The sequence below is a fragment of the Allocatelliglobosispora scoriae genome (assembly GCF_014204945.1).
Taxonomy (GTDB): Bacteria; Actinomycetota; Actinomycetes; order Mycobacteriales; family Micromonosporaceae; genus Allocatelliglobosispora; species Allocatelliglobosispora scoriae.
On the sequence record NZ_JACHMN010000003.1, the window covers coordinates 2,625,353 to 2,652,120 of the forward strand.

At 71.5% G+C, this 26,768-nt stretch carries 22 protein-coding genes; 12 read left to right on the top strand and 10 right to left on the bottom strand.

Annotated elements, in window-relative coordinates; genetic code table 11:
- Positions 1 to 15 precede the first annotated feature (15 nt).
- On the bottom strand, positions 16 to 927 hold the full coding sequence (locus tag F4553_RS37960; protein ID WP_184846249.1) for a fascin domain-containing protein: 912 nt from the start codon (positions 925 to 927) through the stop codon (positions 16 to 18).
- A 134-nt stretch (positions 928 to 1,061) separates the two neighbouring features.
- Positions 1,062 to 1,274, bottom strand: a complete 213-nt coding sequence (locus F4553_RS37965) for a hypothetical protein (RefSeq protein WP_184846251.1) — start codon at positions 1,272 to 1,274, stop codon at positions 1,062 to 1,064.
- Between the two features lie 117 nt (positions 1,275 to 1,391).
- Between F4553_RS37965 and F4553_RS37970 the strand changes: the two genes are divergently transcribed.
- Both F4553_RS37970 and F4553_RS37975 read left to right on the top strand, forming a co-directional pair.
- Positions 1,392 to 1,904, top strand: coding sequence for a S26 family signal peptidase (locus tag F4553_RS37970; RefSeq protein ID WP_184846253.1), 513 nt, complete (start codon positions 1,392 to 1,394; stop codon positions 1,902 to 1,904).
- A 46-nt stretch (positions 1,905 to 1,950) separates the two neighbouring features.
- A complete protein-coding gene (locus F4553_RS37975; RefSeq protein WP_184846255.1) occupies positions 1,951 to 4,755 on the top strand; it encodes an AfsR/SARP family transcriptional regulator in 2,805 nt (934 codons plus the stop codon).
- Here F4553_RS37975 and F4553_RS37980 read toward each other — a convergent pair.
- Positions 4,752 to 6,614, bottom strand: a complete 1,863-nt coding sequence (locus F4553_RS37980; protein ID WP_184846257.1) for an ABC transporter ATP-binding protein — start codon at positions 6,612 to 6,614, stop codon at positions 4,752 to 4,754. The two genes, F4553_RS37975 and F4553_RS37980, sit on opposite strands and share 4 nt — an antisense overlap.
- Complete coding sequence (locus F4553_RS37985) at positions 6,611 to 7,156, bottom strand: TlpA family protein disulfide reductase (protein WP_184846259.1); 546 nt, start codon at positions 7,154 to 7,156, stop codon at positions 6,611 to 6,613. Before F4553_RS37985 ends, F4553_RS37980 begins: the two co-directional genes overlap by 4 nt.
- Before the next feature lie 163 nt (positions 7,157 to 7,319).
- Between F4553_RS37985 and F4553_RS37990 the strand changes: the two genes are divergently transcribed.
- The 5 genes from F4553_RS37990 (at position 7,320) to F4553_RS38010 (ending at position 14,884) form a co-directional block, all read left to right on the top strand.
- On the top strand, positions 7,320 to 10,343 hold the full coding sequence (locus tag F4553_RS37990; protein ID WP_184846261.1) for an AfsR/SARP family transcriptional regulator: 3,024 nt from the start codon (positions 7,320 to 7,322) through the stop codon (positions 10,341 to 10,343).
- A gap of 596 nt (positions 10,344 to 10,939) precedes the next feature.
- Positions 10,940 to 11,728 carry a polyprenyl synthetase family protein gene (locus F4553_RS37995; protein WP_184846263.1) on the top strand — a complete coding sequence of 263 codons (789 nt, stop codon included), beginning with the start codon at positions 10,940 to 10,942 and terminating at the stop codon, positions 11,726 to 11,728.
- Complete coding sequence (locus tag F4553_RS38000; RefSeq protein WP_184846265.1) at positions 11,725 to 12,966, top strand: hypothetical protein; 1,242 nt, start codon at positions 11,725 to 11,727, stop codon at positions 12,964 to 12,966. Before F4553_RS37995 ends, F4553_RS38000 begins: the two co-directional genes overlap by 4 nt.
- Positions 12,963 to 13,979 carry a fatty acid desaturase family protein gene (locus tag F4553_RS38005; protein ID WP_184846267.1) on the top strand — a complete coding sequence of 339 codons (1,017 nt, stop codon included), beginning with the start codon at positions 12,963 to 12,965 and terminating at the stop codon, positions 13,977 to 13,979. The genes F4553_RS38000 and F4553_RS38005 overlap by 4 nt, the downstream gene beginning before the upstream one ends.
- A complete protein-coding gene (locus F4553_RS38010) occupies positions 13,970 to 14,884 on the top strand; it encodes a metal-dependent hydrolase (protein ID WP_184846269.1) in 915 nt (304 codons plus the stop codon). Before F4553_RS38005 ends, F4553_RS38010 begins: the two co-directional genes overlap by 10 nt.
- Before the next feature lie 70 nt (positions 14,885 to 14,954).
- Here F4553_RS38010 and F4553_RS38015 read toward each other — a convergent pair whose 3' ends face one another.
- From F4553_RS38015 to F4553_RS38025, 3 genes are all read right to left on the bottom strand, one after another.
- Complete coding sequence (locus F4553_RS38015; RefSeq protein ID WP_246468004.1) at positions 14,955 to 16,085, bottom strand: helix-turn-helix domain-containing protein; 1,131 nt, start codon at positions 16,083 to 16,085, stop codon at positions 14,955 to 14,957.
- 109 nt (positions 16,086 to 16,194) lie between these two features.
- Complete coding sequence (locus tag F4553_RS38020; protein ID WP_184846273.1) at positions 16,195 to 16,500, bottom strand: hypothetical protein; 306 nt, start codon at positions 16,498 to 16,500, stop codon at positions 16,195 to 16,197.
- A 216-nt stretch (positions 16,501 to 16,716) separates the two neighbouring features.
- The gene (locus tag F4553_RS38025; protein WP_184846275.1) at positions 16,717 to 17,814 is read right to left on the bottom strand and encodes a class 1 isoprenoid biosynthesis enzyme; all 1,098 of its coding nucleotides are present in this window, start codon (positions 17,812 to 17,814) and stop codon (positions 16,717 to 16,719) included.
- A gap of 206 nt (positions 17,815 to 18,020) precedes the next feature.
- Here F4553_RS38025 and F4553_RS38030 point away from each other — a divergent pair, with 206 nt between their 5' ends.
- Together F4553_RS38030 and F4553_RS38035 are read left to right on the top strand one after the other, a co-directional pair.
- Positions 18,021 to 18,389 (top strand): hypothetical protein, encoded by a 369-nt coding sequence (locus tag F4553_RS38030; protein WP_221470643.1) that lies wholly within the window; start codon positions 18,021 to 18,023, stop codon positions 18,387 to 18,389.
- Between the two features lie 147 nt (positions 18,390 to 18,536).
- Entirely contained in the window at positions 18,537 to 19,397 is an 861-nt protein-coding gene (locus F4553_RS38035) for a Calx-beta domain-containing protein (RefSeq protein WP_184846279.1), read from the top strand.
- Here the strand turns inward: F4553_RS38035 and F4553_RS38040 are convergent.
- The gene (locus F4553_RS38040; protein ID WP_184846281.1) at positions 19,394 to 22,420 is read right to left on the bottom strand and encodes a BTAD domain-containing putative transcriptional regulator; all 3,027 of its coding nucleotides are present in this window, start codon (positions 22,418 to 22,420) and stop codon (positions 19,394 to 19,396) included. The genes F4553_RS38035 and F4553_RS38040 overlap by 4 nt on opposite strands.
- 111 nt (positions 22,421 to 22,531) lie before the next feature.
- Here F4553_RS38040 and F4553_RS38045 point away from each other — a divergent pair, with 111 nt between their 5' ends.
- The gene (locus F4553_RS38045) at positions 22,532 to 22,681 is read left to right on the top strand and encodes a hypothetical protein (RefSeq protein ID WP_184846283.1); all 150 of its coding nucleotides are present in this window, start codon (positions 22,532 to 22,534) and stop codon (positions 22,679 to 22,681) included.
- A gap of 90 nt (positions 22,682 to 22,771) precedes the next feature.
- On the opposite strand, the gene F4553_RS38050 is transcribed toward F4553_RS38045, so the two are convergent.
- Positions 22,772 to 23,623: an SCO6745 family protein gene (locus F4553_RS38050; protein ID WP_184846285.1), complete on the bottom strand. Its 852-nt coding sequence runs from the start codon at positions 23,621 to 23,623 to the stop codon at positions 22,772 to 22,774.
- Positions 23,624 to 23,883: 260 nt separating this feature from the next.
- On the opposite strand from F4553_RS38050, the gene F4553_RS38055 reads away from it, so the two are divergent.
- Complete coding sequence (locus tag F4553_RS38055; RefSeq protein ID WP_184846287.1) at positions 23,884 to 24,393, top strand: cupin domain-containing protein; 510 nt, start codon at positions 23,884 to 23,886, stop codon at positions 24,391 to 24,393.
- On the opposite strand, the gene F4553_RS38060 is transcribed toward F4553_RS38055, so the two are convergent.
- Positions 24,394 to 25,665: an AI-2E family transporter gene (locus tag F4553_RS38060; RefSeq protein WP_184846289.1), complete on the bottom strand. Its 1,272-nt coding sequence runs from the start codon at positions 25,663 to 25,665 to the stop codon at positions 24,394 to 24,396. It lies immediately after the preceding gene.
- 197 nt (positions 25,666 to 25,862) lie between these two features.
- On the opposite strand from F4553_RS38060, the gene F4553_RS38065 reads away from it, so the two are divergent.
- Complete coding sequence (locus F4553_RS38065; protein ID WP_184846291.1) at positions 25,863 to 26,714, top strand: DUF4394 domain-containing protein; 852 nt, start codon at positions 25,863 to 25,865, stop codon at positions 26,712 to 26,714.
- Positions 26,715 to 26,768: the final 54 nt, after the last annotated feature.

Sequence of the window (26,768 nt, forward strand, 5' to 3'; positions counted from 1 at the left end):
CACCCTCCGGCGTGGTCAGTGCCGAGCGGTGCAGGCGTCGGGGACGGGACTCTCATAGGGCCTGATGCATGCCCACACCCAGTGGCTGTCGTCGGCCAGCCCGGTGTTGGGCCCGGACACGCCCGGCGCCGTGCAGCAGAGCATCTCGTCCCAGGAGGTGCGCGGTGCGGTCGGCGTGGTGGCCTCGTTGAAGGTGAGCAGGTAGTAGACGTCCGGCGAGGCGCCGACGCCCTCGGCCCACGAATACCCCGGGCAGACGGTCGAGGCGTAGATCTTCACCGCCGTACCGCTTCCGTCAAGCGCCGTCGCGGAGTCCACCTCGACCGGGTTGGTTGCGCAGCCGTCGTCGTAGGGGTCGTGGAATTCGCAGCCGGTGTCGCGGCACAGGTTGTCGAAGACCAGCTCCCAGGTACGCGGAGGGCTGCGGAAGGCCGAGCGCGCGGTCAGGTTGCCGGCGATCTCCGCCGGTGCCGTCTCCAGCACCGCGATCCTGTTGAAGGCGATCGTCCGGATGTTGAGCCAGCCGGTCCAGCCGGGGAGGTCGAACTGCTCCCACGGTCCCACGGCGGTGGCACGGGCCCGCATCAGCCCCAGCAGATTACCGGTGTAGCCGAACTCGGCCGACACGTAGCGGTGGTTTTCGGTGGATCGGATGGTCCAGTAGATCCCGGACGTGGGGGTGGCCGGAACCCGGCAGACCTCGAAGATCTCGGCGCTGCCGATGGTGGTGGACCCGGCGCGCAGCCGCCCGTTGAGATCGCCCTGGGCGGCCAGGTCGGTCTTGACGTAGGTGTTCTTGTCCACGGACCTGATCGCCGCCGACCGGCAGCCGTAAGGCAGATCGGCCTGAGCCGGTGCGGCAGCGACGGGCACTGCGGCCAGGGCCAATGCCAACGCGGCCAGATAGGGGTGGAGTCTGCTGCGCACCGGGGCCTCCGCCGATCATGTGCATACATGGATGGACCAGCTCACTATGAGCCACGGGCACAACATGTCCGCATCGGTCGGCCGGACGGCGTGGTGGGGCATGCGAGAGCCGCCACCACGCCGCTGTCAGGTGATCAGTTGCAGTTGTAGTAGTTGCTGGCGCAGCCGGAGTACACCTTGTAACAGTTGTACCCGTCGTACGCGTAGCAGTACTTGTAGCCCTGGGTGCGGGTGCCGCTGCAGTAGCAGCCGGTCACGTAGCACGACGGGCACGCCGCCGCGGCGTCGGCCTTGGGCACGACGAGTGCGGTCAGGCGGTCGCTGACGCGCTCGATCAGCTTGATCATGGAAACTCCTCTCGGTCGGGTGGCTGACGCTAACGTCGCGGCATACACGAACCCGCCGATTGCGCTACGCATCCAGGGATGTATCTGTTTTGTATCTGCTCCCGGCAGGCTCAGGCGATGTGGACCATCGCCGTAGCGGGAACCCTGATCGTCGTCGGCAGCGTCGTGCTGGTGATCCGGCGGATGCGCGGACGGCTGACCGTGGTGACGGTTCACGGGCCGAGCATGACTCCGGCGCTGCACCCCGGCGACCGTGTGCTCGTACGCCGGGCCACCCTCGACGGCGTACGCAACGGCGACGTCGTCATGGTCGCGCGCCCGTCGCCCGCCGACAGCGCCGGGTGGACGGTGCCCGGTGTGGAGAAATCGGCGGTCCTCGCCGATGAGGCCTGGGCGAGCGCGACCGGATCCTGGCTGATCAAGCGGGTCGTCGCCGTCCCCGGTGACGAGGTGCCGTGGCAAGAGGTGGCGGCGCTGCGATACGTCGACCACCCGGTGGTGCCCCCGGGTCGTTTCGTCGTCCTGGGGGACAACGCCGATCTCAGCTTCGACTCCCGCAGCTGCGGCTACTTCACCGACGAGCAGCTGTGGGGGGTGGTGCTGAAGAAGCTCGAACCCGCGTCGCGGTGATCGTGCGTTTACGATCTATGTTCCTGAGCGGCTCAGGGAGGCTTGCATGGGTTGGGAGTTCCGTGTGCTCGGCCCGCTGGAGCTCCGGCGGGACGGGGTCGCCGTCGCCGCGGGCTCCGTCAAGCAGCGGATGCTGCTGACCTCGCTGCTGCTCGACGCCAACCGCGTCGTCTCCCTCGACCGTCTCATCGCCACCCTGTGGGAGCGTGACCCGCCCACGTCGGCCATCGCGAACATCCGCACCTACGCCTCGCAGCTGCGCCTGACGCTGACCGACGGCAGCGGGGACAGCCGGTTGACCGGCCGGCCGCCCGGCTACCTGCTCACGGCCGCCGACGACGAGCTCGACCTCGCCCACTTCACCCAGCGTGCCGCCGCGGGCCGAGCCGCGATGAGCCGAGGTGAGCTGCGGCGGGCCGTGGGTGCCTTTCGGGAGGCGCTGGCGCAGTGGCGGGGCGCGGCGGGCGAGGACACGAGCCGGTCCGGCCTGCTCGCGGCGCGGCTCGCCGGGCTGGACCAGCAGCGGCTCAACGTCGTGGAGGAGCTGATCGCGGCCCGCCAACAGCTGGGAGAGAACGCCCAGCTCATCCCGGAGCTGCGGCAGCTGACCTATGAGCACCCGCTGCGCGAGCGGCTCTGGCAGCAGCTCATCCTGTCCCTCTACCGCACCGGCGACGTCGCGGGCGCCCTCGACGCCTTCGGACAGGCCCGGCTGGCGCTCGTCCGCGACCTCGGGGTCGACCCCGGCGCGGAGCTGTCCGCCCTCTACCAGGCGGTGCTCAGCCGGGACCCGGCGCTCCTGCCCGAGTCGAAGACCGCCGACGGCACGGAGATCCGCCCCCGGGAACTGCCCACGGATGTGGCGCGCCTGGTCGGGCGGGACAGGGAGATCGCGCTGGCGGTCGACGCCCTGACCGGGCTGCCCGCCATCGCCTTCTACGGCCCCGGCGGTGTCGGCAAATCCGCGCTCGCCGTCCACGTCGCGCATCAGGTGGCACCCTCCTTCCCCGACGGGCAGATCTACGTCGACCTCGCCGACGGCCCCGGTGCGCTGCCGCAGGAACCGGTGGACGTGCTGCGGCGGATCATCCGTACCCTCGGCGTACCGGCTGATCAGATGCCGCAGACCGAGGCGGAGGCGGCCGCCCGCTACCGCTCCTTCATCCTGGAACGTCAGATGATCGTGGTGCTGGACAACGCGGCCAGTGCGGAGCAGGTCCGCCCCCTGCTGGTCGGCGGCGGCGGCTCGGTGGTCATGATCACCAGTCGGCGGATGCTCGCCACGATCGACCGAGCCGTCCACATCGAGCTGAACCGCCTCACCGGGCCGGCCGCGGCGCAACTGCTGGCGACGGTGTGCGGCGCCGAGCGCATCGCGGCCGAGCCCGAGGAGACCACGCGGCTGACGACGCTCTGCGACCGGCTGCCGCTCGCGGTGCGCATCGCCGGTGCGCGGCTGGCCGCCAGGCCGCTGTGGAGCGTCGGCGAGCTGGTCCGGCAGCTCTCCGACGAGCAGACCCGGCTCGACACGCTCGCCTTCGGGGACCTGGCGATCCGCTCCAGCATCGAGCGGAGCTTCCGCGCCGTCGGCAGCGACGCCGCGGCCCTGCTCGGGCTGCTCGGCACGGTCCGCATCGAGGAGTTCACGCTGGCGGCGGTGGCCGCGCTGGGCGACCTGTCCCACGCGCAGGCGGCGCCCGCTTTCGACCAGCTGGTGGAGCAGCGCCTGGTGGAGCAGACCGGGCCGGGCCGCTACCGGATCGGCGAGCTGGTGCGGCTGTTCGCCGCGGACCTCGCCGTCCCCGGCCGTCCCGAAGCGCTGCACCGCCTGCTGTGCTTCTATCTCTGCACGGCCCGCCGCGCGTGGGAGCTGGTGCACCCCGCGTTCCGGCCGGCCCGCGACGACGGATTCTTCGAGACCGTCCCCCGCCTCGAACTCGCCGACGCGTCGGCGGCCACGGCCTGGCTGGACCAGGAACGCGCCAACCTGCTGACGACGGCCCGCCAGGTCGCCGACGAGCCCGCCGCGGTCGCGCGCTTCGTGCCGCTGCTGCTCGCCGCGCTGCACCAGCACCTCACCGCCGGTGGCCGCTGGGACGACCTGGATGAGCTGGCCCAGCTCTCGCGGACCGTGGCGGTCCGGGACGCGGCCTGGCACGCCGAGGCCGAGGCGATGGTGAGCCTCGCCGCCGTCTGCCGGGCCCGTGGCGCGTTCGGCCAGGCGATCTCCTACCTGGAGCGGGCGGCCGATCTGCGGCGCCGCTTCGGCGACGAGCAGGGCGTCGCCGCCTGTCTGTTCGCGCTGGGGCAGACGCTGGTGCACTCCGGCGACCTCGGGGCGGGGCTGGCGCGACTCCAGCAGAGCGCCGCCCTCTACGACCGGCACGGCCTGCTGCCGGCGGCTGGCCAAGCGCTGCACGAGTCCGGGGAGGTCCTGCGCCGATTGAGCCGCTATCCGGAGGCGGAGGCGGCGTTCGACCAGGCGCTGGCGGTCCGCCGGGCCGAACGCGACCTCATCGGCGAGGCGATCACCCTGGTGGCGCTGGGCAGCACCGACTGCCTGCGCGGCAGTGACCTGCGCGCCGTCGGCCGGCTGACCGAGGCGCTGGCCCGCTGCCGGGCCACCTCGGCGCACGACCACAGCTGGCAGGCGCTGCTCTGGCGGGCCGCCGCCCATCAGCGGTCGGGGCAGGGCAGCGAGGTGGAGGCCGATCTGCGGTCGGCGCTGGACCTGTCGCGGTGGTGCGGTGACCCGAACCGCGAACGTTTCGCCGCCGCCCTGCTGGAGCGGCTCGGCCGAGGAGAGGAGCGCGACCTCAAGGACCGGGTCGCGTCCGAGCTCCTGCGCTAATCGGCCTGGCCCGCCGCCTGCTCGGACAGCTGGTAACCGGCCGCCTGCAACTGGAACAGCTCCGCGTAGGCGCCGCCACCGGCCATCAGCGTCACATGGTCGCCCTGCTCGGCGACGGTGCCGTCGGCGAGCACGACGATGAGGTCGGCGTCGCGCAGCGAGCCGAGCCGGTGGGAGATGAGCAGGCTCGTCCGGCCCGCCCGGTGCTCCCGGAGCCGCTGGTGCACCTCGTACTCGGCCTGGGCGTCGAGACCCGCACTGGGCTCGTCCAGGATCATCAGATCGCGTTTGTCGCGCAGGAACGCCCGGGCCAGGGCCAGTCGCTGCCACTGCCCGCCGGAGAACCGGACCCCGGTCTCGGGATCGCCCTGATCGGACTCGCCGAAGAACATCCGGCTCAGCATCGTGTCGTACCCCCGGGGCAGCGCCTCGACGGCGGGGTGGACGCCCGCGCGCTGCGCCGCCGCGACCAGGGCGGGCCGGTCGTCGATGCTGGCGATGTCACCGAGCCCGATGTTGTCGGCGGCGGTCAGGTCATAGCTCATGTAGTCCTGGAACACGGCACCGATGCGCGCCCGCAGCTCGGTGATCTCGACGTCGCGCAGGTCGACGCCGTCCCAGGTGATGGACCCGCGGTCCGGGTCGTAGAAGCGGCAGACCAGCTTCACCAGCGTGCTCTTCCCGGCGCCGTTGAGCCCGACCAGCCCGACCGTGCTGCCGTGCGGGATGAACATGCTGACCCCGCGCAGGACCCAGGGGTGCTCGTCGCTGTAGCGGAACCACACGTCGCGCAGCTCGATGCCGCGCCGCAGCACGGGGAGCGCGACCGGCTCCGCCCGCAGCGGCAGGTCCGGTGCGGCGCCGACGACCACCGCGTAGTGGTGGAACATGGTGAGCTGCTGGTGGGTGTGCGCCACCGACACGATCAGCTGCTGCATCGCGCCCAGGACGCTCGGCACGGCGACGAGGAACAGGGCGACGTCGCCGATCGTGAGGGCCCCGGCACGCGCCTGCCGCGCCGCCCAGACCAGGCCCACCCCGGCGACGACGGCGCTCAGCGCGGCGAGTCCACCCTGGACGATCAGCTCACGGCGGTCCATCCGCCGCTTCGCACCGAACACCTCGCGCAGCTCGGTCAGCATCCGTCCGCGCAGGAAGCCGCCGATGCCGAACAGCCGGATCTCCTTGGCGGCGTCGACACTGCCGAGAAGGTTGCGGTAGAAGAACTCCCGCCGCTCGGTCGGGCCGAGGTCCCAGATCATCGCCGCACGCCGCCGGGAGAGCTGGATCTCCAGCAGCAGCGTCGGCACCGCCGTCGCGAGGACCGCGAGCGCCATGACCGGGCTGATCACCGCGAGCGAACCGAGGAAGCCCAGCAGCGTCAGAACGCCGCGGGTCACCCCGAACGTGCCGTCGACCACCTGCGCCGGTGCGGCAGCTCCCTGCTGGGCCAGCCGGAGCCGGTCCAGGAAGGCGGGGTTCTCGAAGTAGGCGAGGCCGCTGAACCGCTCCACCGCGAGATACAGCTCATCCTGTGCCAACAGGGCGACCCGCTGGTCCAGCTGCGTCCGCAAATACTGGTTGATCTGGGGGAACGCCGCGGCGGCGAGGCCGGCGACCGCCAGGCCCACCGCGACCGCCGTGACCGCGCCCAGCGCTCCGCCCGTCGTGATCAGGTCGATCAGCACCTTGGTCAGCCAGGCGGTGGTGACCGGCACCGCCGCCGCGACCAGGGTGGACAGTGCGTAGGAGGCGGTCGTGGCGGCGGCGCCGCGACGGGCGAGGACAGCCGCGAGGACGCCCACCCGCAGCAGGTCGCGCCGGTTCGGCTGGGCGGCCGATGTGAACTCGGCGGTCATACCGCGGCGGGCCGGGGCAGGCCGGAGAGCATGGAGCCGCTGGCGACGACGGTCCCGTCCGCGTTGACGAGGCCGACCGCGGGGAACCCCTTCACCCCGAAGGCCGCGGCCACCGGTCCCTCGTCCTTCTCCAGCACCACCCGCGCCACACCGGCGAGCTGGTCGATGGTCTCGGTGGCCTCCGAGGCCACATCGGAGACGACGACGGCGAAGACCCGGTCCGCGCCGCCGAGCTCCGCGGCGTAGGCGACGAACTCGGGCAGGCGCTCGCGGCAGGGCGCGCAGCCGGGCGAGAAGAAGCCGACCAGGGTGCCGTCGCGGAACGACGTGGTGGAGACCGCGTCCCCGGCGGTGGTGACGGCCGAGAAGGAGCCGATCTGGGCGCCTGCGGGCAGGATCAGGTCGCCGGCCGTGGGCCCGGTGGGCATCTTGGCGAGCAGCGCGGTGTGCTCGCGCAGGCGGCGGACGACGCCGAACACCAGGAGGAGATTGAGCAGGCTGATGGTGGTGACGACAGCGAAGGCGATCCATAGGTAAGCCATCCGCGCAGGCTAGTCAGCACGGATACAAGCGGCATACAACATTGATCCAGATCGGCTGATCTTTGATGGCGCGGTGGCTGCGCTCGCGCGGTAGAGTTCATGTTGCTTGATCAATCGAGGGTGGGTGCGAAGGTTGTCCCTGCGGTTTCGGTGTCTCGGCTCCGTGGAGATCCGCTGCGCGCACGAGTGGCGACCGGTCGCCGGTGGCAAGGCCCGCACCCTGCTCTCCGTCCTCATGATCCACGCCGGTACGCCGGTGCCGGTCGCCCGCCTCGTCGAGGAGCTGTGGCGTGGTGCCCCGCCCGCCTCGGCACGGTCGCTGGTCCGCGGCTATGTCCTGGCGCTGCGCCGATCGCTCGGTGCGGAGGGTCCGGAGATCCTGACGGCCCAGGCTGATGCGTACCTGCTGGACGTGGCGCGGGAGGCCGTCGACGCGTACCGGTTCGAGCAGCTCGCCGCCGACGGCCAGGGCGCGCTGCGGACGGGCGACGTCGACCGGGCGGTACGCCTGCTCGGCGCGGCGCTGACCCTGTGGCGAGGACCGGCCTTCTCCGGCGTGGCCGCCTCGCCGCTGATATCGGCCTATGTATCCCGGCTGGAGGAGCTGCGCCTCGCCGCCCTGGAGGCCCGGCTGGAGTCGGACCTGCTCGCCGGACGGGCCGAGGAGGTGCTCGGCGAGGTACGACAGCTGATGCAGGAGCATCCGGCGCGGGAGCGGATCATCGCCCTGTGGATGCGGGCCCTGCACGCTCAGGGGCGGCGTGCGGAGGCGCTGAGCGCCTATGTGGACGCGCGGCGCCGACTCGCCGGGGAGTTCGGCATCGAGCCGGGACCCTACCTCCGCCAGGCCCATCGGGACATCCTCGCCGAGGACGGCGCCGCGGACGCGGCGGGTACGCCGACCGCCGACCGCACACCACCGGCACGGCCCCGCGAGGTGCCCTGGCACGCGCCCGCCTCCATCGGCGACTTCACCGGCCGCCACGCCGAACTCGCCGGCTGCCTGAAGATCCTCGAACAGGAACCGGGAGCGGTGATGCAGCTGGTGGCGATCTCGGGCCGGGCCGGAGTAGGCAAGACGACGCTCGCGATCCACACGTCCCACCTGCTGCACGACACCTATCCCGACGGCCGGCTCTACGCCGACCTGCGCGGCGACAGCGCGGTTCCCGCACCCGCGGACGAGGTGCTCGGGCGCTTCCTGCGGGCACTCGGCGTGCAGGGATCGGAGATGCCGGAGACCACCGACGAGCGGGCGGCCCTGCTGCGCAGCCGATTGGCCGGGCGCAAGATGCTGATCCTGCTCGACAACGCCAGCAGCGAGCAGCAGGTGCGCCCGCTGCTGCCCGGGACCGGACCCAGCGCCGCCGTGGTCGTGAGCCGTCGGCGGCTCTCCGCACTGGACGGCAGCCACTTCGTCGACCTGGACGTGTTCAGCCCGGAGTGCGCGCTGAGCCTGCTGGGGCGGATCGCGGGCGTGGAGCGGGTCATGGCCGAGCCGGACGCCGCCAGCACCCTCGCCGCGCTGTGCGGCCACCTTCCGCTCGCCGTACGCATCGCGGCGGCGCGCGTCTCGGCGTCGCCCGAGACATCGCTGTCCTGGCTCGTCCAGCAGCTCATGGACGAGCGGAGCCGCCTCGACGAACTGAGCATCGGCGATCTCGACGTGCGGACCACCATCGCCGCCGGCTACCAGGGCCTGTCCGCCGCCGAACAGCGGGCGCTGCGCCGGCTGTCCCTGCTCGACGTCGCGGACTTCCCCGCCTGGGTGGTGGCCGCGGTCGCCGACCTCACCGCCGCCGAGACCCGCCAGGTGCTGCGTACCCTGGTCGACCGGCGCCTGCTCGACGAGACCCGCGTCGACCAGGTCGGGCAGCTGCGCTACGGCTTCCACAGTCTGGTGAAGCTCTTCGCGCGGGAGCTGGCCCAGCAGAGACCGGCTGCGGCACAGCTCGCAGCGATCGACCGCGCGCTGGAGGGCTGGCTGGCACTGGCCCGGGCCGCCGGTGCGGCCCTCGCCTCGGGAACCCTGGCCCAGATCGGGCCGCCGCGAGCGGTCGCGGCGCCGCCGGGCGGGGTCGAAGTCGCGGCCCGCTCACCGTCGGCGTGGTTCGAGGCCGAGCGCGCGGCCATCGCCGCCGCGGTGGCGCAGGCGGCCGACCTCGGACGGACCGACCTGTCCTGGGGACTCGCCGCGGCGGCACACAGCTTCTACGAGCTGCGCGACCTTTTCGACGACGGGCAGCACGTCCACGAGACCGCCCTCAGAGCTTGCCGCGCCGCCGGCGACCAGCTCGGCGAGGCGGTCATGCTGCGCAACCTCGCGGACCTGTACAGCTCGAAGCCCGGCTCCGAGCTGGGGCAGAAGCTCGCCTTCGCCTCGGCGGCACTGCACCTCTTCCGGCAGGTGCGCGACACCCGGGGCGAGGCCGACGCGCTCTACCTGTGCGCGACGGTGCACCGGATGCGCGGCGAGCACGCCGAGACCGTCGCCCGGCTGGAGCAGAGCCTGCAGGCGTGCCGCTCGGCCGACTATCGCCTCGGCGAGCTGCATGTCTGGCAGCTGCTGGGCATGGTGCGCCGGCAGGAGGGGCACAACGATGAGGCGCTCGTCCACGCGTCCCGGGCCCTGACCATCGCCCGGGAGCTGGCCAGCTCCCGCGATCAGAGCGTGGCGCTGACCCTCATCGGGATCATCCACCGCGACCAGGACGAGCCCGAGCAGGCGGAGCGGGCGCTGGTGGAGGCGATCGACATCGCCGAGGAGTCCGCCGACCCCGTGCAGCTCGCGTTCCTGCACGGGCACCTCGGCGCGCTCTACGCCGGCAGCGGGCACCCGCGTGCGCGTCCGATCCTCGAACGCGGGCTGGAGCTGAGCCGGGCGAGCCGGTCCGTGTTCGGGCAGGCGCTGGCACTCAACGCGCTCGGCCGGCTGGACCTCGCCGAGGGCGATGCCGCGGCGGCGCTGGACCGCCTCTGCGCCTCCGCCCAGCTCTACCGCGAGGCGCAGAACAGCTACGCCGAGGCCAAGGCGCTCGCCGTCCTCTCGGAGGCCTACCGCCAGGTCGGCGACGCCGAGCGGGCACGGGCCAACGCCGGCGCCGCGGTGCTGCTCTTCCGGCGGCTGGGCAACGAGACCGAGGCGGACCAGATGGAACTCCTCGCGGGCGGCCTGTCAGGTGGCTGACAGGTAGATATAGCGATGTCATCTCGGCGGCCTATCATGCGGGCATGCTGGTGCCGGGCGCGCCGACCACGTCCCGGTTCGCCGAGGGCGTGCGGGTCGCCGTCAACGACCGGCTCGCCGAGCTGCTCGGCGCCGAGGGACCCTTCCGCGACATCTACGCCTACGTGCTCTCCCGGCCCGGCAAGCGCCTCCGCGCCGGGCTCACCGTCGCAGCCAGTCGGCTCGACCCCGGTGAGCGTAGCGACGAGGGAAGGCGCCGCGCAGGGGCGCGCGGAGCGGAGCGGCCCGGAAATACCGAGCGCAGTGGAGCGCGTCGCGACGCCTGGACTGAGGAGCGTAGCGACGAGGGAAGGCGCCGCGCAGGGGCGCGCGGAGCGGAGCGGCCCGGAAATACCGAGCGCAGTGGAGCGCGTCGCGACGCCTGGACTGAGGAGCGTAGCGACGAGGGAAGGCGCCGCGCAGGGGCGCGCGGAGCGGAGCGGCCCGGAAATACCGAGCGCAGTGGAGCGCGTCGCGACGCCTGGACTGAGGAGCGTAGCGACGAGGGAAGGCGCCGCACAGAGGCGCGCGGGAGCGAAGCGACCCAGAAATACAGCGTGTCCGATGCGGACGTGCTGGACCTGGCCTGCGCGGTGGAGATGCTGCACGAGGCGTCGCTGCTGCACGACGACATCTGCGACGGCTCCCTGATCCGGCGCGGCGGCCCGTCCGTGGCGGCAAGTTCCGGCACCCGCACGGCGGCCCTGGCCGGGCTGCACATGGCCGGTGCGGCGCTGCGTCTCTTCGCCGACGTCCTCGGCCGCAACCCGGTCGTCGCCGCGCAGGTCAGCGCACCCTGGGGCGTCAACGAACTGCACCGGGTCGGCGAGCTGGCGCTGGGCCAGATCATCGAGAGCGTCCCGCCGACCGCCACCGACCTCGCCGGGCTGCGGCGCAACTACCGCCTCGTCGCCGTGGCGAAGACCGGCACGCTCTTCCGGCTCGCCTGCGCGCACGGCGGTGCCGCGGCGGGCTGCGACCGCGACGGCCTGCGGGCGCTGGCCCGGTACGCCGACCACCTCGCCGTGGCGTTCCAGATCATGGACGACATCCACGACGTGCAGAGCCCCACCGGCACCGATCTCGCCGGGCACATCACCACCTGGCCGGTGCTCGAGTGGCTCGGCTCGCGGCCGAACGCGGCCGAGCAGTGGCGTGCCGCCGGTGCCGCGGCGGCGAACCTCGACCGGATCCGCGCCGACGTGGTGGGCAGCGGGGCTGTCGAGCTCGCCCGTACCGGAGCCGCTCGCGAGGCCGAGGCGGCGAGGGCCGCGCTCGACGGGTTCCCCGACACCGACGGGCACCGCCATCTCGCCGAACTCTGCTCCGCGGTGCTGGCCCGATGAGCCGGGGCGCGATCTCCGCCGACGGGGTCCGCCGCCTCGGGCTGGTCCTGCGCGGGATCGCGTCGCTGCGCAGCCCGCCCGACCTCGCCGGTGTCCTCGCCGCACCCGACCCGGTGGCGATGGGGCGGCGGGCACTCGTACCCATGGCCAGGCATTTGGGCGTCGCGACCTGCCTGCTGCCGGCCGCGATGCGCGAGGAGGCGACCGCAGCGTTCCTGGCCTGCCGGGTGCTGGACGCCTTCGAGGACCTGGGGGAGGACCGCGCGGCGCGGCTGGGGCTCGCCGTCGACTACCTGTGCGGGCGGCGGGCGCGGCCGCCGGAGCTGCTGGGCCCGGTGCCGGGCCGGCGGCTGGACCGGCTCGACGCGGTGCTGGCGGGCCGGATCGCCGATGTGCGCGACCTGCTGCTGGCGCTGCCCGCCGAGCGCCGGGCCCGGATCCGGTCGCTGCTCGACGACATCGGCGCCGCGATGGCCCGCAATCTCGCGCATCCGCTGCCGCGTGACACCTACGGCCGGGAGGTTCTCGGCCGGGTGGTCCGCTACGCCGTCGAACTCGTCGCGGCGCGGCCGGTCCCGGCGGACCTCTGCGGTGCGGTCGGCGTCCTCGCGCAGATGGCGAACGACCTGCGCGACGGCGATGGCGAACCGTACGGCGCCACCACCCGCGCCGAGCTCTCCCGGCAGGTGTTCCTGCGGCTGCCGCCGCTGGTCCTCGCCGCGTTCGCGCTGCTCGGCCAGGTCGGCGCCGCGCCGCGCGGCCGGGGTGTGCGAGCCGCCGCCGCCTACGTCACCGTGACCACCGCCGGATTCCTGTGTGGACAGGCGGGGGTGCGCGCTCCCTACCGGCGCCGGGCCCAGCTTCCCGCCGCCCTGCTCGCGGCGCTCGGTCCGCGGCGGTTCACCGCCGTGCTGGACCGGGTCCGGGCCGCCGTCAACGAAGCGGTCACCCATCTCGGCGGTACGCGGGGGATCACCCTCGTCGACGCCGCGCCGCCGAGCGGGACGGGCCTGCCGGAGCTGCTCGTCGGGGCCGCGTTCCGGCTCGTCGGCGACCTGCCGACCGGCCCGCTCACCGGCGGACTCGCCGGAACCCACGTCCTGCGCGTGATGCTCGCCGACCAGCTCGCGCTCGGCGCGCTCAACGGTCTCGACGAGCGCGGGCCCGACTTCATCGACGAGATGCGCCACCTCGCCGACCTGATCCAGCAGGCAGCCGTCAAAGGAGTGAGGCCATGAGCACCACCACGAGAGCGGGCGCTCTCGGCTACCACCTCCCGTCAGCGCTGCGCCTGGGCGAGCACGCCGCCCGCCGGGTGCTGCGGCTCGAACACGGCGCCAACGCGCTGCCGATCGGCCACATCCTGTGCTATCTGGGACTCTTCGCCTTCGCGCTGACGAGCCCGTGGTCGATGGCGCCGCTCGTCGCGGTGCCGACGTTCACGCTGCTCCTGCTGCTCAGCTACTCGATCACCATCGGGGTGCTGCACATGCACGCGCACCGGCCGCTCTTCGTCGGTGCCGGGGCCAACCGGGTCCTCGATGTGCTGTGCTGCGTGCCGAGCTGGCTGTCGGCGGCCGAGATGCGCACCGTCCATGTCGTCAACCACCACCGGTTCGACGACGGGCCGGGTGATGTCACGTCGACGGTGACCTATGAGCGAGGGCTGCGGGCGCTGTGGTACTGGCTGCGCTACGCCTACATCGTCCGGCGGGCCACGGTCCGCTCGCTCTTCGCCGCCGATGCCTCGGCACAGCGGCGGCTGCGCCGGCGTACCTTCGTGATCGATCTGTCCCTGGTCCTGGCCGCGATGGGCGTGCTGACGGCCGTCTTCCCGCTGCGGATGCTCGTCTTCTACTGGGTGCCGTTCCTGCTGACCCACCTGACCTCGGGTTACTTCGCCTGGCTCACCCACGCGCCCGCGCGGGCCTTCGAGGGCGGCAGCGCGTCGATCAACACGGTCGGCAACGTGCTCAACTTCTTCATCTTCAACCAGGGCTACCACAGCGTGCACCACCGCTACCCCGGCATCCACTGGACGGAGATCCCCGACAAGCTCGACTACATGCTGGGGATCGAGCCGGAGGTGATCGTGCCCTACTGGGTCACCCTGCACTCCGCGTGGCGGATCGTGGCGCCGGACCGGTTCCGCAACGCCCCCTTCGGCACCCGCTGGCAGGCGAGGCTCGAACGCCGCCTCGCCGCGGGATCGGCCCGGTCCCGCAGGCTGCCCTGGTTCGCATGGATCTGATCGACGGGCCCCACGATCCGCCGCTGCCGAGGCGGCTGGAGTTCGACTTCGCCCGGCCGTGCCCGCCGGACTGGATGGCGGGCAGCCTGCCCTACTCCTGCCTGCTCAACGCCTACAGCATCGTCTTCCCGGCGCTGGAGACGATCATGGTGCGCCACGTCGCGCGGGCCGCGCGGCGGGTCCCGGCCGACACCGATCTGGCGGCGGTCCGCGGCTTCCTCCAGCAGGAGGGGTCGCACGCCCGCGAGCACCGCCGGTCGATGGAGTGCATCAGCGCGCAGGGCTTCCGCGTGACCAGGACCCACAACCTCACCCATCTCCTGGTACGCCTGACCGACGCCCTCCTGCACCGGGTTCTGCGCCCGCTGTTCGGACACGGCTTCGCCGTCGCGATCTTCGCCGCCGCCGAGCACTGGACCGCGTCGCTCGCCGAGACATCGCTGCGCCCGAGCCCGTGGCTCGCCTCGGTCGGCCGCCTCGACCAGCCGGAGCCGCCGGGCGACCTGTCGGAGATGGAGGTGCTCTTCCTCTGGCACGTGGCGGAGGAGCTGGAGCACAAGACGGTCGTCGCCGACCTCTTCGACACCCTGGGCGGCTCGCAGCTGTCGCGGGTGGGCGGGTTCCTGCTGGCGACGCCGGTCTTCCTGCTGCTGACCGCGATCGGGTTCGCCTCCATGCTGGCGCAGTCGCCCCGGGTGCTGGGGCCGGTCGAGTGGCGGCGGATCGGGCGCTGGCGCGGCCTGCTGCGCCTGGTCCGGACCGACCTGCAGGAGATCCCCGGTACCTACCGCGCCACGATCAGGTCCTACCTGCGCCGGGGGTTCCATCCGTCCGATCACGACACCGAGGCACTGGTCGGTCTGGCCTTTCTCCGTCTGGCCCAGCTGCGAACGGAGCAGGCGTAGATTCCTCCTCGGGGGCCGGCCGGCATGGTGCGGTCGCCGTCCCGGACCCTGCGCTCATGAGCACGACGACTTATGAAACAGGCCGTAGTGCGGTCTCGTGGATGGAGCGGATTCTGCGCCGGGTGTCGGGGCGCAGTCTGCGGCTGATCAGGCTGCTGGCGCAGGCGATCGTCTCCGGTCGGCTGGGCAGGAGCTGTGGTGCGATCTCGTGTGCGGTGAGTAGTCGTTGCGCTGCGTGTTCGGCGTCATCGAGCTGTAGTTGGACGGCGCACATGTTCAGATGCCACAGCGAGGCGCCGAAGGTGTCGTCAGGGCATGGTCCGGCGAGGTCGTGGGCTCTGGCGAACTGCCCGGTGGCATTGGCGATCTTCATGGCCCACAGGCCGACGTCGGCCACCTGGTCGATGCCGGTGTCGAGCAGGTCAGTGCCGCTGCCGTCCAAGCTCAGGAGTGCCGTGGCGTCGCGAACCTGATCGGAGCCGTCGGAGATGCCGATGTGCGCGTGTACCAAGCCCTCGATCAGATGCAGTGCCGCCGAGCCGCACGCGTCGGAACGGGTTGCCGGTCTGATCTTGGGGACGCTGCTGACGATGGCGTGTGCTGCCGCGAGTTCGCCATCCTCCATGGCGAACACGGCTTGCAGGGCCAGCACGGTGTCGAGGAGCGCGCGGGAGCGGGCGTTCGCCGCGGCCGTCTGCGCGATCTTGACGGCGAGCCACGCTTCGCCGTGGTGGCCGAGCATTCGTAACGACAGCGCGAGGTCGTAGCAGACGTGCGCGGTCTCCTGCGGTAGATCAGTGGGGGACATCCTGCGCAGCAGAGCGGGCGCCAGTGCTGCGGTGCGGGCGAAGTCGCAGCGCATGCGGGCCTCGCGGAGCGCGGTGATCTCAGCGTGCAGGCCGTCCGGGTGCACCGCTGGTCGGCCCGGTGCGGCGAGCGCAACGAGGGCGCGGCGCGCCTCGGTGCCGAGTTGCCTCCGCCATGCCTGATCGGGTAGCTCTGCTGCCAGCAGGCTGACCAGATCGTGGTCCAGCGCTGCGGCGACCAGCGTCAGAGCGGTGATGGTGAAATCGCTGTTGGTGCCGTTCTCGATCCGGGAGATGGTCGAATTGCTGACGTTGGCTGCGCTGGCCAGTCTGCGCTGGCTCCATCCACGTCGCCTACGCAGGTAGGCGACCCTTCGTCCCAGATCAGAGGTCATCGCCGTCACCCGTATTCACCGGGAAACCGTAGTGCGCAGGCTGCCGGAAGCCCCGCAACGACACGGCGGTGACCCGCTGATTCGGCCGTCGCGGAGTGGTAGCGCGCCGTTATCGGAAGCGCCGGTCAGGCAGATTTCTGCGGGTGCGGCGGACGATTTCATGCAGCGCGGTGTCCACGGCGCCGGCTACGGTCTCGCGGCTGCAGACCAGGTAGGCGTCGCGACCGTTGTGGCGCCATACCTCGACGACGACCCCGGATCGTCCGGGGAACAGGTAGGCCTGTCTGATCGCATCGCCGATCGAGATTCCGCCCAGGTCGCCATGCTCCTCCAGGACCAGTCGTGCGTCGCCGAGATCGCCGATCGCCGATCGCGCAGCCTGCAGGAGTGTCTGCGAGTTGATGTCCTGTGACATGTTGACTCCCCGGGGACATGAACACGCTGAACTGGAGATCACATTGTGTTTGCCGCATTTCGGGCGAGGCAAGTTATCGGTGGATGAATGATGGATTCATGTCACGTGCGCGGCTGCGGCAAGGCTGTGAACAGCACACATAGATGATTTCGGGCGGATGGAGTGTTCCGCAGATGCAACAGTGTGCAGTCGGGCGGCGCCGGTCGGAACGCACGGTCAACCTCGCTGTCTGGGCGGAGGAGCACCACGCCTGGGCCCGGAACCTTCTTGCGCAGGGGGTCCGGCCGGCAAGTGCTCTGAGGGGACTGCGCCGGCGCGCACCCGCCGTCGGTGACGGTCCACGGAGTCGACGCTCCAGGTTCCATGGAGAACGTCGCGACGCAGGAGGATGACGCGCATCGGGATGACCCGGGGGACCTGGCGGGACCAGCTCCGGCGGACCGGCCCGCGGCGCAGCAGGCGCACCCCGACGATCGTGTAGAGCCACAGGTAGAGGCTGTCGAAGAAGGGCCGGGTCGGGACCGCGCCGTGGACGGCTGCCATCCGGGACTCGATGTCGCGCATCCACTCCAGCAGGAACGTGACCGAGACGCCCCCGTCGGTGCAGGTGGTCCGGAGCCCGCTGCGGCGGTCGTCGGCCGCGTCCTGGTAGTCGTCCACGACCTGCAGCATCGCGCCGAGGTCGTGCAGCAGCTCCTCGTCGGTGGCGGAGAGCCCGGGGACGACGAGGCTGCACAGCACGACCACGCCCCGGCCGCCCTTGGCGAGGGCGAGATCCCACACCTGCTGGTCGGTGAGGTCCGAACCGGCCTGCTTGAGCGACTCCAGCTGGCTGTCGTGCAGTTCGGTCAGCACCCGGTAGGCGGCGGGGTGTGTGGCGCGGGGCGCCCGCTCGGCGAGGGCCCGGTAGACCGCGGCCAGCAGGTGCTCCACTGTGGTACGGGGCTCGAGGTCGCCACCGGCGAAGAGCGCGCTCAGCCGGGCGCCGACGGTGTCGTCGTCGAACTCGTCCAGCGCGTCGTCATAGAGCCGGGTGAAGACGCCGGCGAGGATCGACACGTCCGGCCGGGGCGGGGAGCCGACGAGCCGGACGTAGTTCTCCATCAGGTAACTGCCCTTGATGCCCCAGGAGAGCAGCTGATCGTGCAGATAGGCCCGGTCGGCCGGGTCGGCGGCCTCGGTGATCATCGGAGTGACGACGGACTCGAAGGCGGCTGTCAGGTCCCGGCAGCGGGCGTTGGAGTAGAACATGACGGGCAGGCATCGCCGGGCGCAGCGGGCGAGCGCGACGACGTGCCCCCAGGAGTGCGACATCTGCGGTCCAGCCTCGTGTCGAGCCGGTGGATGATGGCTGCAATATACCGCTGAAATCTACGCAGGAATGTCAATGTGTCATCCGGTGAAGGGTGGCGGCCGCAGAGCGTTCCGCTCATTTAAATAGAGTTCCACTCTATCTAAATGTGGTAGCGTGCCGATCGAGGTTGCCGATCGGTCGCCGTCAGATTCGAGAGAGTGGGCACATGATGGCTTCCAGGGCAGGCTCCGTGCTGTTGGTCGCGGCGGCATTCATGCTGGGCGCGTGCGGCGACAGTGCCGACAGCGGTTCGCCGGGTGCGCCCAGCGGCCCCGCTACGACGGCTGCCGCGGTCAGCGCCGTCGACGCCGCCAAGCTGTGCGACTTCCTGCGTTCGGAGATTCCGCGGCTGAGCGCGGTCGGATCCGAGGTGGGGAGACTGGCTCAGCTCACCGGGCACCTCTACACGTGGGGCGAGGAGCAGAAGGTCGTGGGCAAGATGGACGTCGAGCAGCTCACCAAGCAATCGTGTCCCGACGTGAGGGCCGCCGTGCTCAAGCTTCTCGGCGAGGACAGCTTCTCGAACGTCTTCTGAGTACGGACGCGCGATGCTCACATGCCGGAAAACGGACCGTCACATGCTGCGGGTATCCTCACTGTAGCCGTTTCGGTCCCAATTGTTGACCACTCGGGGCGCGCTCGTCACAAGCACGCCACAAGCTTCGTAACCGATGATGCGCGCATGACGATGAAATCGACGATGCTCCGTGTATTCGTCGCCGGTCTGGCGGTCCTGACGGCCACCATCGGCGTGACGACCGTCGTTGGCCAGCCGGGCGTCGCCACCCCGTGCCAGCGGTCGGTCGCGATCGACCCGCAGGCGACCGCGGCCGAGGCGGCCGGCACGCTGACCTTCACGGTGCACACCGGATCATGCGCCGCGGCCGGTTCCGTCTCCTACACGGTCACCGACGGCTCCGCGCGGCGGCAGGGAGACTTCCAGCTGGCCGCCGGGGTGCTGCAGTGGGCCGCGGGGGACACCTCCAGCCGCGAGATCCGTGCGGTCATCGTCAACGACAACGTCACCGAGGCCCTGCTGGAAGACTTCACGGTCACTCTCGTCAATCCCAGCTCGACCGTTCGGATCCCGTCCGCCGTCGGTCAGGGCCGCATCTTCGACAACGACACCACGACACGCGGGGTGACCCTCGACAGCCGGCTCTGCCTGCTGGGCGGCGAGCCCACCGTGCGGATGCTCGGCTCCACGCCCCGGCCGCTGGTGTCTCCCACGCCGAAGCCGGTGACTCCGTGCACGATCGAGCCCGGCAACATCATCAACGTGCCGTTCAGCACCAACCTGCCCCGGCCGACCGATCAGACGGTGCTCTTCCAGACCTACGACGGCGACCTGTTCGGCTACCTCGACTACGTGCCGGTGAACAAGGTCGTGACGCTGCCGGCGGGATCGGCGACCGTCTACGTCCCCGTGCAACTGCTGCCGCACGCGTTCACGCAGACCGGCAAGTACTTCCAGATCGGGATCTCGAACTACTCGTCCGGCTTCGTGGTGGCGGGTAGCGGCCGGGTGACCGTCTGGCACTAGGTGAGCAGTGCCATGTTGGCCAGGGTCGCTGATTCCAGACCCCGGTCGTTGATCTCGCGGCAGAGCGCGAGCGCCCGGCTGAAATGGTCCAGGGCGCTCGCGTGGTCGCCTCGGGAGACGTGGATGAGGCCGATGGCGTTGGAGGTGTCGGCCTCGCGCCGCTTCTCGCCGATGCGGTGGCGGATCGCCAGGGCGAGGGCGAAGTGGCGCAGGGCGCCGTCCTCGTCACCCGTGGCCAGGTGGGCTTCGCCGATGTTCTGCAGCACCGCGCCTTCGAGGTGGGCGTTGTCGATCTCGCGCGCCAGCCGCAGCGCTCGCTCCAGGGCGGCGAAGGCGCGGTCGGAGTCGCCCATCTGGATGTAGATGTCGGCGATGTTGTTGAGCGCCAGGGTGATCCCGGGCAGGTGGTTGTCGGCGGTGTGCAGGTCGAGGGCCTGCTGGAACGCGTCGGCGGCGGCCGGGAGCCGGCCGAGTTGGGCGTACGCGTGGGCGATGTTGTTCAGGGCCATGCCCTGTCCTCGCTGGTCCCCGCCGTCGCGCATGAGTTCCAGGGCCTGGGTCAGCTGTTCCAGGGCGCTGTCGTGGTGGTGGGTGACGTTGTGCGCGACGCCCAGTCCGCTGCGCATCAGGCGTTCGGCGACGGGATCGTCCAGGCGCAGCGCCGCAGCGAGGCCCTCGCGGCAGATCTCGGTGTAGTCCGACCAGTAGCCCCGGTGGGTGTAGTAGCTGGCGAGCAGGTAGGTCAGCTGCCACGTGGTCTGGAGCTGGCGGTGCTCGGTGGCGTGCCGGGCGATCGGCAGCAGGTTGGGCCGTTCGGTGTCGAGGAAGGACAGGACCCGGGCGGTGTCGGCGAGGAAGGGCATCTCGGGCGGCGGGGTGTCCCAGGAGAGCTTGACCCGGTCCCGGGCGGGCTCCAGCGCATGGTTGGCCCGGTCCGCCATCGCCAGGTACCAGGTGAGGATCGCGTCCAGGGTCTCGGCCTGCTCGTCCGGTGCGCAGCACTCGATCGCGTAGAGCCGGATCAGATCGTGGAACCGGTACCGTCCGCTCGCCACCTCGGTGACCAGGTGCGCGACGGCGAGCTCGTCGAGCGCGTCCTGAACCGGCTGACCGGCGAGCGCGGCGGCGAGGTGGGCGCTGAAGGTGGGGCCGGGCTGGTTGCCGAGCCGTCGGAACAGGGTCGCGGCGAGCGGGCTCAGCGCCTGGTAGGCGGTGGCGAAGACGGCCCGGACGGTCCGCGCGTCGCCGGGCACGCTCAGCGCGCCCAGCCGGTCCTCGCCGGTCAGGTCGGCGACGAGCTCGGCGAGCAGGCGCTGCGGCCGGGCGGCGAGCTTGGCGGTGGCGATGCGCAGGGCCAGCGGCATTCGCCCGCACAGGTCCACGAGCTGGTCGGCGCAGGACTGCTCGCGGTCGACGCGGGCGTCGCCGAGGACCCGTCGCAGCAGGACCGACGCATCTTCGCGGGTGAGGGTGTCGAGATGGACGGCGGTGACCTCGTGATCGAGCGCGAGCGCCGCGAGCTGGTGACGGCTGGTCACGATCAGCATGCTGTCGGAGTTGGGCGGGACCAGCGGCGCGATCTGCCGCGCGGAGCTGGCGTTGTCGAGCAGGATGAGCATCCGCCGCTCCTGCAGCGCCGACCGGTAGAGGCCGAGGTTGGCCGGTGTCGCCTCGCCGCTGATGCCGAGGGCCCGCAGCAGGTGGGTCAGTGCCTCCTCGGTCGGCATCGCGGTCGCCGGGTCGTGTCCGCGCAGGTCGAGGAAGAGCTGGCCGTCGGGGAAGCGGTCGAGGAACTGGCGCGCCCAGTGCACGGCGAGCGCGGTCTTGCCCATGCCGCCGGGTCCGGAGATCACCCCGACCCGGCAGGTCCCGTCGAACATGCCGCGCAGCACGGACTCCTCCTCGGCGCGGCCGGTGAAGTGGCCGACGCCGGGCGGCAGCTGGGCCGGCCGCGGTGTGCTCGCGGCCGCGGATCCCTCCAGCTCGAGCATGGGGTCGCGGCGCAGCACGGCGACGTTGAGACGTTGCAGCTGCGGGCTCGGCTCCACCCCGAGTTCATCCGAGAGGTGGGTACGCAGCCGCTGGTAGGCCTCGATCGCGCTGGCGTGCCGACCGGACCGGCACAGGGCCAGCATGAGCGTTCCGACCAGGCGTTCCCGGACCGGGTTGGCGGCGAGGAGCCGCTCGATCTCGTCGACGGCGGTCGCGTGCTCGCCGAGGCGCAGCCGGGCGTCCCAGAGGTCGTCGAGCGCACTCAGCCGGGCCTCGGCGAGCCGTTCCACCTCGGCCGCCGCCCAGCCCGACGGCTCGCCGTCCTCGAAGGCGGTGCCGCGCCACAGCGCCAGCGCGTCGAGCAGGCAGGTGACCGCCTCGGCGGCCGCACCCCTGGCCAGCGCCTGCCTGCCCTCGGCCACGCGCTCGTCGAAGCGGGTGATGTCCACATCGGTGGTGGGCAGGTTGAGCAGGTAGCCCGAGTCGCGGGTGACGAGGATGCCGGGCAGCCCGCAGTCGTCGAGGGCCTGGCGGACCCGGGCGATGTGCGAGTAGAGGGACTGGGTGGCGGTCCGGGGCGGATCGTCGCCCCAGAGCGCGTCGATCAGCCGGAGGTGGGAGACCGGGCTGCCGGTACGCAGTCCCAGCAGCCCGATGAGGGTGCGCTGCCTGCTGCCGACGAGGTTGGCCGGTCCGCGCGGGCCGATGACCTCGATCGGGCCGAGCAGGCGTACCGTCTCCGCTCCGGGCGCGGCGAGCTGCCGCCGGTCCTCGTCGATGTGGTCGCGCAGCGTGGCGAGCTTGCCCTGCTCGGCGGGGGTGGCGCCGAGCAGGCGGATCAGGGTGTCGAAGCGGTCCGTCGGGGGCAGCGTCTTGCCGGTGAAGTAGTGCGCGATCATCCCCGCCGACCAGCCGGTCCGGGCGGCGAGGGCACGATAGCTCAGCTCCGCGCCGCCTCGGCGCCGGGCATCGCGCCGCTTGAGCTGGCGCAGCAGCCGAGCCAGGTCGGGCAGCGTCCCCCCTTCCACCACGGCCACCTCCATTGATGTATCAGAGTGTGTCATTGTAGATCGTGCGCAGCGGTGTTCAACCGTGTTCGATTTCGGCCCGCCGTGGCACTCTTTCGGCCCACCATGGTTCCCATGAACAGCAGACTGCTTCGCCGGAGCGAACTCGACTGGGGGTTCGCGGCTCTCGCTGTCGTGACCGCGCTGACGGCTGTCCCGTCTACCCGTCCGATCCTCGGCCCGCGCGCGGGGTCGATGACCTTCCAGGAAGCCGGCCTCATCTGAGGTGGTTGGGGGAGCGGTTGACCGGGAGCGGGGACGGGCTCCCGGTCAACCGCGCGCACGGGCGCTATCGCGGCCCTGACGCGGTGACGGTCAGATGGTGTCGGGGTCGGGCAGGTGGACCGGGTTGATGCGCGGGATCGCCGTGAAGGTCATCGTCGCCAGCGGGCTGAGCAGCGTCTTCAGGCGCTCCGTGCGCTGCTCGCCGAAGTGCGCCCACACCCGTACCGCATCGCGGTCCGTGGCCGCCTCGACCGCGGCGTAGGCGGCAGTCCCGGCCTCCGTCGCGGCCCCGTCGGCGCCCAGCCAGCCGCGCTCGGTCAGGGCGGCGATCGCGGCGTCCCACTCCTCGTCGGTCCAGCCGCGGTAGGACTGGTACTCGGCCCGCGCCTCGGGCTCCGTGCGCCAGACCGCCGACTCCACGCCGCTGAAGCCGTGGGCCACCAGTGCCGCCACGTGCCCGTCGCCGCGGTGCTCGCGGATCGTCGTCGCCACCTGCCACAGCCGGGCCAGCGGGTCGGTGGACCGGGGCAGGGCCATGTTGGCCGCGCCGAGTGCGTGCCCGGCCGGGTCGAGCAGGTCGGCGGCGGCCTCGGCCAGGTCGGCCATCTCGTCCAGGGCGCTCAGGTCCACGTCGGCGAGCAGCCGGGTCAGCGCGGCGGTGGCACCGGCGACCCGGGCGGTCAGCGCCGCCGCGGGGGTGGCCCGCGACCACACGTCGGGCAGGGCGCGCTCCACCATGGCCGGTGCGAAACCATAGGCGGTCGCCACGCCCAGGGGCGCGTCGATCGGTCCGAGCGGCGCCATCCGCCCGCCGAAGTAGCCGCGCCAATAACCCCGAAGACCCGCCTCCGCGTACGCCGAGAGGGCTTCCGGGGTGAAGTAGGTGACCGTGTGAATCGGCTCGAACCGGGCCCACATCTGGCGTGCGACGTGCGGATTCATGCGGCTCCTTCACCCATGCGGGCGCGCCTCGTCGCGTACCCGGGACTCATTGTGCCGTGCGAAGCTACCCGGCGGTAGTACGCGTGCGTCACACCGCGGGTCGCCCGCCCTGACGCCGGGGGAGGAGCCGCCACAGTGGATACCGCGTGCGTTGTAGTCGGGCCTCCACCCCAGGTGCGATGCGGTCCGGCGGCGGTTCCCGGAGGATACGGACACCGGCCGAGGCGCAGGCCTCCGAGACAGATGTGAGCTGAGCTGACATGACCGATGGTCTGCTGCTACCGCCGGGTGGCGGCCGCAGGATCCAGAGCATGACCCTCAAGGCCGGTGCCGAGCGGTCGGCGATCTGGTCCGCGTTCGAGGCCGAGGTCGCCCCGGGCTTCGACGTCGGGGCGCACCTGCACCACGAGGCCGAGGAGATCTTCTACATCCTGGAAGGCGAGCTCGACCTGCTCGCCTTCCATCCCGCCTCCCAGGCCGGCGGCGACTGGCGGACGTGGGAGTCCGAGACCGGCGAAACGGTCCTGCGCGGCGGACCCGGCAGCTTCATGCACGTGCCCGTCGGCTGCCCGCACGCCTTCTTCAACCCGACGACGCGACCGGCGAAGATGCTCTTCCTCGTCTCGCCGTCGGGGCACGAGGCCTATCTGCAGGAGCTCACCGACCTGCTCTCCGCCGACGGGCCGCCCGACCCGGCCGCGATCGTGGAGCTGCGCCGCCGCCACGACATCCACCAGCTCACGTCCCTGAACAACCGCGGCTCGCGCTGACTACCGGGTCGGCTCGGGGTCCTGCCGCACGACGTTGAGGGCGTCGGGCAACTCGTCCACGGCCGGTTCGGTGCCCGGCGGCTCGTGGTCGGGGGTGGGTTCGCCGCCGGGGTGCGCCGACATGTAGCGCACCGCCGTGTTGCCCACGGCGAGCAGGGGTACGGCGACCAGCCCGCCCACGATGCCGGCCGTCACGACTCCGGTGGTGATCGCGAGGATGACGGCGAGCGGGTGCAGCGAGACCGCACGGCCCATGATCAGCGGCTGCAGGACGTGGCCTTCGAGCTGCTGGACGGCGATGACGATGCCCAGGACGATCACGGCGCTGAGCGGGCCCTGCGTGACCAGGGCGACCAGGACCGCGACGACCCCGGACAGGGCGGCGCCGATGACCGGGATGAAGGCGCCCAGGAAGATGAGCGCCGCGAGGGGCAGCGCCAGCGGAATGCCCATGATGAGCAGCCCGACGCCGATGCCGACCGCGTCGATGAACGCGACCAGGACGGTGGCGCGGACGTAGGAGCCGAGGGTGTGCCAGGAGTAGTGCCCGGCGCGGGCGACCGGCAGGCGGGCGTTCATCGGCAGCAGCCGGCACAGGAACTGCCAGATCTGCTCGCCGTCGCGCAGGAAGAAGAACAGCGTGAACAGGACGACGAGGAAGCCGGCCAGGATCTCGGCGAGCGTCGCCGCGGTGGTCAGCGCCCCGGAGGTCAGCGTGTCCTGATTGCTGGTCAGGTCCTTCTGCCAGCGGTCGACCCAGCTGTCGAGCTGTGTTTGCGACAGGTGCAGCGGACCCGAAACCAGCCAGTTCTGGATCTCGGTGATGCCCTGGGAGACCTGCTTGGAGAGGTTGTCGAACTCCCCGACGAAGGTCGAGATGATCAGTCCGAGGCCGCCGAACACGGTGACCAGGCCGGTGACGAGGACCAGTGTCGCGGCGATCGATCTGTTGACACCGCGGCGGCGGAGCATCGCGGCCACGGGAGCGAAGAGGGCTGCCAGCAGGAGGGCGACGACGACCGGGATCACCACCACCCGGAGCACGGCGACGAGCCTCAGCACCAGGTAGGCGGCGCCGACGAGCAGGATGAACCGCCAGGCCCAGGCGGCGGCGAGCCGGACACCTCGGGGGATGCCGTCGTCGACCGTCGGGGCCGCGGCGATGACCGCGACGGGCTCGGTCGATCCCTCGACGAAGGGCGGTGGTGCGGCGCGTTGGGCCGCTTCCAGGCGGCGGCGGAGACGCTCGCGAGCTTGCTGAATGCCATTCACTTCGCCCCCGATACCCGTAACCGGGCCGGATAAACCCTGCTCACGCTTGAGATGAGCGGTGTTGGGCTATTCATATACTTAGTGGTTATAACAATAATTTCATACTAAATGGGCGCCGTGTCGGGTGTCGGTCCCCTGAGCCGTGTGTTCCGCGCTGGATGATGCGGAGGAATCGTCGTCTAGATCACGGGGAACACATGAAGCTACGTCCTACGCACCTGGTCATGCTGGCCGCGATCGTCGCCGGGCTGGCCGCGCCGACGGCTGCGAGCGCGGCGACGGACGGCTACGGGCCGCCCACCCGTCGCGGCCACGCGCCGGTCGCAATCGGCCTGACCAGCACCCAGAGCCTGGTGACCTTCCGCGTCGACGAGCCCGCCAGGACGAGGTCGCTCGGTGCCGTCAGCGGGCTCGTCGGCGACACCCGCATCGTCGGCATCGACTACCGGGTGCAGGACCGCAAGCTCTACGGTGTCGGCGAGCAGGGTGGCATCTACACCTTCATCGGAGCGGCGGCCACCAAGGTCAGCCAGCTCACGGCCGCCCTCAGCGGTCAGTTCTTCGGCGTCGACTTCAACCCTGCCGCCGACCGGCTGCGGATCGTCAGCGACACCGGCCAGAACCTGCGCCACGACGTCACTCTCGGCACCACCATCACCGACGCGCCGCTGACCTACCCGCCGGCCGTCGCCGCGGTCGCCGGGGTGTCCGCCGTCGCCTACACCAACAACGACCTGGACCCGACCACCGGCACCACGCTCTACGACCTGGACACCGTCCTGGACCAGGCAGCCGTCCAGTCGCCCGCCAATGCCGGCCTGCTCGCGCTGACCGGCAAGCTGGGTGTGGACGCGGGCGCCGACGCCGGATTCGACATCCGCTCCACCGTCTATCAGGGCAAGGCCACCGCGGCGACCGGGTACGCCGCGCTCTCCGTCGGCGGCCGGTACCGCCTCTACGCCGTCAACCTGATCACCGGTGCCGCCCGCCGCATCGGCACTTTCCCGACGTCGACCCAGGTGAGCGACATCGCCGTCCAGCTCGGCTAGGTCCGTGGCCGGTGGTGGGGCGCCGCGATCCGGCGGCCCCGCCATCGGCCCGTA

What these genes read in the sequence shown, in the direction of transcription:
- F4553_RS37965 (WP_184846251.1), bottom strand. Translation starts at nt 1,274, where the DNA reads ATGATCAAGCTGATCGAGCGCGTCAGCGACCGCCTGACCGCACTCGTC.
- F4553_RS37970 (WP_184846253.1), top strand. Translation starts at nt 1,392, where the DNA reads ATGTGGACCATCGCCGTAGCGGGAACCCTGATCGTCGTCGGCAGCGTC.
- F4553_RS37975 (WP_184846255.1), top strand. Translation starts at nt 1,951, where the DNA reads ATGGGTTGGGAGTTCCGTGTGCTCGGCCCGCTGGAGCTCCGGCGGGAC.
- F4553_RS37980 (WP_184846257.1), bottom strand. Translation starts at nt 6,614, where the DNA reads ATGACCGCCGAGTTCACATCGGCCGCCCAGCCGAACCGGCGCGACCTG.
- F4553_RS37985 (WP_184846259.1), bottom strand. Translation starts at nt 7,156, where the DNA reads ATGGCTTACCTATGGATCGCCTTCGCTGTCGTCACCACCATCAGCCTG.
- F4553_RS38000 (WP_184846265.1), top strand. Translation starts at nt 11,725, where the DNA reads ATGAGCCGGGGCGCGATCTCCGCCGACGGGGTCCGCCGCCTCGGGCTG.
- F4553_RS38005 (WP_184846267.1), top strand. Translation starts at nt 12,963, where the DNA reads ATGAGCACCACCACGAGAGCGGGCGCTCTCGGCTACCACCTCCCGTCA.
- F4553_RS38010 (WP_184846269.1), top strand. Translation starts at nt 13,970, where the DNA reads ATGGATCTGATCGACGGGCCCCACGATCCGCCGCTGCCGAGGCGGCTG.
- F4553_RS38015 (WP_246468004.1), bottom strand. Translation starts at nt 16,085, where the DNA reads ATGACCTCTGATCTGGGACGAAGGGTCGCCTACCTGCGTAGGCGACGT.
- F4553_RS38020 (WP_184846273.1), bottom strand. Translation starts at nt 16,500, where the DNA reads ATGTCACAGGACATCAACTCGCAGACACTCCTGCAGGCTGCGCGATCG.
- F4553_RS38025 (WP_184846275.1), bottom strand. Translation starts at nt 17,814, where the DNA reads ATGTCGCACTCCTGGGGGCACGTCGTCGCGCTCGCCCGCTGCGCCCGG.
- F4553_RS38030 (WP_221470643.1), top strand. Translation starts at nt 18,021, where the DNA reads ATGATGGCTTCCAGGGCAGGCTCCGTGCTGTTGGTCGCGGCGGCATTC.
- F4553_RS38035 (WP_184846279.1), top strand. Translation starts at nt 18,537, where the DNA reads ATGACGATGAAATCGACGATGCTCCGTGTATTCGTCGCCGGTCTGGCG.
- F4553_RS38045 (WP_184846283.1), top strand. Translation starts at nt 22,532, where the DNA reads ATGAACAGCAGACTGCTTCGCCGGAGCGAACTCGACTGGGGGTTCGCG.
- F4553_RS38050 (WP_184846285.1), bottom strand. Translation starts at nt 23,623, where the DNA reads ATGAATCCGCACGTCGCACGCCAGATGTGGGCCCGGTTCGAGCCGATT.
- F4553_RS38055 (WP_184846287.1), top strand. Translation starts at nt 23,884, where the DNA reads ATGACCGATGGTCTGCTGCTACCGCCGGGTGGCGGCCGCAGGATCCAG.
- F4553_RS38065 (WP_184846291.1), top strand. Translation starts at nt 25,863, where the DNA reads ATGAAGCTACGTCCTACGCACCTGGTCATGCTGGCCGCGATCGTCGCC.